Genomic DNA, 5,780 nt, shown 5'->3' with positions numbered 1-5,780 from the left:
TCTTTAAAGCGTTTTTCAACATCCGGTATTAGAAAAATCTTTCTTCTGTATCTCGGACAAAATACAAAATGATAGTTTATCAAAGATACTGTTGTATTTGTATGTCTATAATTATTTTCCATACATATATTATACTGCTATGTGTGTATAAAATCAATTATTACATACTCATTTCTTGATTATTTTGCGCTATCCATCCCACACCTAAAGGCGTGGGCTTTTCGCGCATTCATTGTAATTGCAATCGAATCCGGATCTGCCTGTGCATAAACAGTCTCTTTTGCCATCACAGGCGAGTCTCATCGTAGATTGCGCGGATTCCGCCGATGAACTTCGGGCGCGTTCTCGCACAGACGACATGAGCCTCACCGATCATGGAATGAGATTTTGAGAGGCGGACCGGTACTGCCACATCCCGCAGATGCATTCCAATCAGCGTATCTCCGATATCGATTCCCGCGTGTGCCCGGATATGTTCCACCGCAGTCGGGTGCGCAAATGTATTCCACGCCGCGGTCGCAAAGGAACCTCCCGCCTTTGGCTGCGGCATCACATTCACCATCTCATATCCATACTGGCACGCCGCCTCCTCGGGCAGAATCAGCGCACGGTTGAGGTGCTCACAGCACTGTGCGGCAAGCCAGATTCCGGCTTCTTCCGTTGCCCGGTAAATCCCGTCAAACACCGCTTTCCCAAGTTCCGGACTCGAATATTTTCCGATTCGCTTTCCGGCGACCTCGCTCGTCGAACAGCCGACCACAAAGAGATCTCCCTTCTTCAGCTTTGCAAGGTCAATCAGCTCCGCTGCCGTCTGATAGGCTTCCTCCGAGATCATCTCCAGCGTCTTTTCCGAGAAAACTTCATCCGTATATCCATTCTGCCCCTTCCCCCTCTGTTCCTGTTCTCCATTATTTTTATTAGTTTTTACATCTTCCATGATCGTATGTCCACCCTTTCTGCCGCATTGCATTTTGCCATTTGTGTCTTATTATACTCTCTCTGATTTATTTTCACAATCACTGCAATCTCAGAAAAATTTTTCTAGCGGAGCGTTTTTTGTATGATAGGACGCAATTTCCTATCATATAAAAAACAGAGCGCCGGGCTGCACCTTGGCAGCTCGACACCCTGTCTCGATTCTAGTATCTGAAAATGTAATAACAATGAGGGGTTGGGTTTAAAAAATCAATTCATTCCATTATCTGTTTCTGTTGTAGTTGATCAGGCAGCCAGCCTTGACGATCTTCTTCTCATCCGGAGTCATGTCTGCCACATACAGGCTGATCTCCTTGATCTCATCGCCGATCACATATGCCTTGATGTCCTTCATATCGCCGTCGAGTGCCTTGCGGATCTGCGGAACGTAGATGTAAGAACCTACCTCGAATGCATCCGGATCATCCTTCATCTGGAACGGGATCATGCCCCAGTTCATAACGTTGGAACGATAACGCTTGGTTGCATATTCCTTACAGATATTTGCCAGACCACCGATGACTCTCTGGCAGCTTGCAGCCTGCTCACGGGCAGAACCATCACCAGGTTTCACTGCGTAAACCATGCTTCCGATCTCGGTCTCAGATGCCTTGACATCCTCATTTCCCGGAATCGTCTTGATCTTCTCGAAGACTTCCTTTAACTCCGGAGCAGACTCGCACGGGCAGGTTCCAGCAACTCTTGCCTTCTCGATCTTATCTACTTCCTTACTTCTGCCAACGTACTCCGGATCTCTTCTGGAGAGAGTGAACTCTGCCAGTCCAAGCGGATTGGAACGATAGGAAGAAGTCTCACCGGACGGAATCAGCTCATCTGTTGTGGTTACCGGGTCAAGGATCTTGGAACATACCTTTAACAGGATATTGTCAGTCAACGGGCTCATCTCCGGCCAATCCTTGATGTTCGGGCCATATACAAGGGAGGCTTCCTCATCGCCCTTGCCGAATCCCTGATAGATTCTTGCCTTGTAAACGGTATCATCGAAGTTGTACTCCGGTACCTCGTAATCATCCACAAAGTCGGTTGCCGGTGTCAGGATACCACCGTTTGCTGCGGTTGCTGCAATCGAACGTGCATCCATCAGTGCAACTGCTGCCATCTGGCCGTTGCCCGGCTTGGAACCCTCGCGGTTCGGGAAGTTTCTCGTTGTGTGACGGATGGACAGACCATTGTTTGCCGGAGTATCGCCAGCACCGAAGCACGGTCCGCAGAATGCAGTCTTGAGCACTGCGCCTGCCTCCATGAGGTCTGCAATCGCACCCTTTCTGACCAGATCAATGTAAACCGGCTGAGAGGACGGATATACATCCAGGGCGAACTCGCCGCATCCGCAGCTCTTGCCCTTCAGAATGTGAGCAGCCTCCATCACGTTCGTGTAGTTACCGCCTGCGCATCCTGCGATGACACCCTGGGTTACCTGAAGCTTGCCGTTGACGATCTTGTCTGTCAGGCTGAACTTGATATCCGGATTTCCGGTTACCTTGGTCGCCTCAACCTCAACGCTTCTGAGAATGTCGCCCAGATTTGCATTCAGCTCATCGATCTCGTAGGTGTTGCTCGGATGGAACGGAAGCGCGATCATCGGCTTTACGGTGCTTAAATCTACATATACAACACCATCATAGTAAGCAACATCTGCCGGATTCAGCTCCTTGTAATCCTCTCCGCGGCCATGCTTGGTCAGGAAAGCCTTGGTATCTTCATCGGTTCTCCAGATTGAAGACAGGCAGGTTGTCTCAGTTGTCATAACGTCAACACCGTTACGATAATCGGTCGTCATGCTGGAGACACCCGGTCCTACGAACTCCATAACCTTGTTCTTTACATATCCGCACTTGTAAACAGCGCCGATGATTGCCAGTGCAATATCCTGCGGTCCAATGCCCGGACCCGGCTTACCGGTCAGGTAAATTGCGATCACACCCGGATATGCGATGTCGTATGTATCACACAGAAGCTGTTTTACCAGCTCACCGCCGCCCTCGCCGATTGCCATCGTTCCGAGTGCACCGTAACGGGTGTGGCTGTCAGAGCCAAGAATCATCTTTCCGCATCCAGCCATCATCTCACGCATGTACTGATGGATAACTGCGATGTGCGGCGGAACGAAGATGCCGCCGTACTTCTTGCACGCGGACAGACCGAATACGTGGTCATCCTCATTGATCGTACCACCTACGGCACACAGAGAGTTGTGACAGTTGGTCAGAACATACGGGATCGGGAACTTTTCCATTCCAGATGCCTTTGCAGTCTGTACAATACCAACGAAAGTGATGTCATGAGAAGTCATCGCATCAAATTTGATTTTCAGCTTGCTCATGTCTCCGGAAGTATTGTGCTTGCTCATAATCGAGTAAGCAATCGTTCCCTTCTTTGCCTCTTCCTTGTCAGCTGCTCTGCCCGTCAGAGCCTCTACTTTTGCTGCCTCCTGCTCCGGAACCAGTTCTGTTCCGTTTACCAGATAAGCGCCCCCGTCATACAGTTTCACCATATCGATCTCTCCTCCTGCATAAATTTGAGTCCCGTTTCCGATCAGCACGCTCGGAAACGTCAACCTGTGTTTTCTTCTGTCTGTTACTTTGTCTTGTTGATTAGGTTGTTGTTTTCTTTTCTTGACTCTATTATGCATCAGGAATCGTTATTGGTCAAATACTATCATCTTGATAACTGGTATAGGTTTTTGCTATATAAGACCTATTTATTCCACCACTCCATCAGGTCCTTCATCCGGCAGAGCGCATCCCTGCGTCCCATCTCATAAGTTTCCTGAAGTTTAACCGGGTTATGCTCCGTCCGCCCGATTGTCAGCTCATGGCTCGGCCGAATCACAAAAATCTTTCCCTCAAGCTCCAGTTCTTCGATCCGCTTGACGGTCTCATTGTATCTCGTATGCCGGGTTTTCAACGCCTCCACAAATTTCGGGTAATGGCGATAGTAAATCGATGCCAGCTTTTCGTTCTCCGGCTTCTTGACATATCCGCGGTCTCTCGTGAGAACGACAACGGTCTTCGTGTATCCCATCTTTCGGAATGCCTCCACCGGGATGCTGTCCGTACATCCTCCATCAAGCAGTTTCATCCCGTCCGCCTCTACCATATGAGAGACGTAAGGCAGCGACGCCGAAGCGCGCATGAGATCAATCTGGGATTTCATATCTGTGATCTGCAAGTATTCCGGTTCTCCGGTCTCAACATTGCTGCACGTCACGTAAAAAGCCGTTTTTGATTGGTTGAAAGCCTCATAATCATACGGATCAAGGACTTCCGGGATCTCATGGTAGCAGAACTTCTCATCCACAATCTCACCGGTGCGCAGCAGATTTTTCCAACCCATAAAACGACTGTCCGAACCATATTTCTTATAATAACGGATACTCCGGCCCTTTTGCCCCGACACAAAAGAGCAGCCGTGAATCGCTCCGGCCGACACTCCGATCACACCATCGAAAGAAAGATTTTTATCCATAAACACATCGAGAACGCCCGCCGTATAAATTCCGCGCATTCCACCGCCCTCGAGCACCAAGCCTCTCAAACCAGTCAAGCTGGTAGAAGAACTGGTTTGTCCATCCGTCTGGCATTCCATCTGTTTCTCCTGCTTGCTCTCTGCCATCTATCCTCACCTGTCCTTTCTCAGCAGAATTTTTTTATCACTCTGTTCCTTCTGTTTTTCCGATTCTCCGATAAAATTCTTCATAGAAAGAATCCATCCCACTATACGACTGCAAATAAAATGTTTTCAGCACATACAGACTCACTGCCTGTGCTTCCTTTGCATCTGCCCCCGCTGCACGCTGCTGCATCTCCTTAAGGAAATGATGCCACTCTAAAATATACTTGTCATAGCGATCTGCCTGTGGCGTATCAATCCACTTTCTCACCTTTACTTTCGCGCGTCCCGGGCGGCTGCACTCGTGAATCTGTAAAAAATAATGGAATTCTTCTTTTCCATCTTTCTCCTCATAGTAGCGGCCAAGCGGGAAAATCCTACAGATTCCGGGTCTGTACGGATGAATTGAACATCTTCCTTCTTTATTTAAAAAGAGACACTGCTCGCCCTCTCCCGCCATCTTCAGATTCGGAAGCACAATCCCGTCCACAACATGAAGCTCAAGATATCCACCTAAAAGCTGCTCAGGCGAAAGACTCAGGCCCTCCGCCATCCGCGCAAAATCAAGCGGATCAAGCACAATGCTCTCTCCCATTCCGCGACAGCAGTCCGAACATCCCTCGCAGCCACCGCAGCCTGCTTTCGCCATATCATTCAGCGTATATAATTTTCCATCGGAGATCTCCTCCAGACTTACATTTCGTATCATTTCTTATTCTACCATTTCTATGCATTCATACATCTGCTTTTATACATTCATATTTACTTCTATGACATTCATACCTTGCAGAACTTACACATTGAGCTTGTTATAGCTTCCATTTTAGTTTCCATTTTAATTTCAATTTTAATTTTTATTCTAATTTCCATTTATTTCAGCAATACAACTCATTTTAGTACTGCAACGATTCTCAATCCTCTTCCTCATCATCGATCTCGTCGAGGAAATCCAGACTGTGCTCTAGCAGAATTCCCTTATAATTATTCAGTTCATCCTTGTTATCCATGATCAGTTTGGATACTGCCTGCACGGCGCCCCGCACTGCCATCTCCAGAGATTTTCCTGCAAGAAGTTCTCCAGTCATCACTGCAGAGAAGATATCCCCGCTTCCCGCAATCCGCACCGGCAGGTAATCATACGGCACCTGAAAATATGTTCCGCTCCAGTGGTC

Annotated in this window: 4 protein-coding genes and 2 pseudogenes; all 6 read right to left on the bottom strand. The window is 48.2% G+C overall.

The window, feature by feature from the left end; genetic code table 11:
- A pseudogene (locus ACR0QE_RS13020) lies at nucleotides 1-122 on the bottom strand (IS200/IS605 family transposase); the annotation flags it as partial.
- 164 nt (nucleotides 123-286) lie between these two features.
- Nucleotides 287-835 carry a TIGR01440 family protein gene (locus ACR0QE_RS13015; protein ID WP_432628763.1) on the bottom strand — a complete coding sequence of 183 codons (549 nt, stop codon included), beginning with the start codon at nucleotides 833-835 and terminating at the stop codon, nucleotides 287-289.
- 363 nt (nucleotides 836-1,198) lie between these two features.
- Nucleotides 1,199-3,490 carry a hydratase gene (locus ACR0QE_RS13010; RefSeq protein WP_432628761.1) on the bottom strand — a complete coding sequence of 764 codons (2,292 nt, stop codon included), beginning with the start codon at nucleotides 3,488-3,490 and terminating at the stop codon, nucleotides 1,199-1,201.
- 203 nt (nucleotides 3,491-3,693) lie between these two features.
- Entirely contained in the window at nucleotides 3,694-4,584 is an 891-nt protein-coding gene (locus tag ACR0QE_RS13005) for a patatin-like phospholipase family protein (protein WP_432628762.1), read from the bottom strand.
- 64 nt (nucleotides 4,585-4,648) lie between these two features.
- Nucleotides 4,649-5,317, bottom strand: a complete 669-nt coding sequence (locus tag ACR0QE_RS13000) for a YkgJ family cysteine cluster protein (protein WP_432628760.1) — start codon at nucleotides 5,315-5,317, stop codon at nucleotides 4,649-4,651.
- A 202-nt stretch (nucleotides 5,318-5,519) separates the two neighbouring features.
- Nucleotides 5,520-5,780, bottom strand: a pseudogene (locus ACR0QE_RS12995) (hypothetical protein); the annotation flags it as partial.

The sequence above is a fragment of the Brotaphodocola sp. genome (assembly GCF_050873065.1).
In the GTDB taxonomy this organism is placed as follows: Bacteria; Bacillota; Clostridia; order Lachnospirales; family Lachnospiraceae; genus Brotaphodocola.
This window is presented reverse-complemented; position numbering and strand designations above follow the sequence as displayed.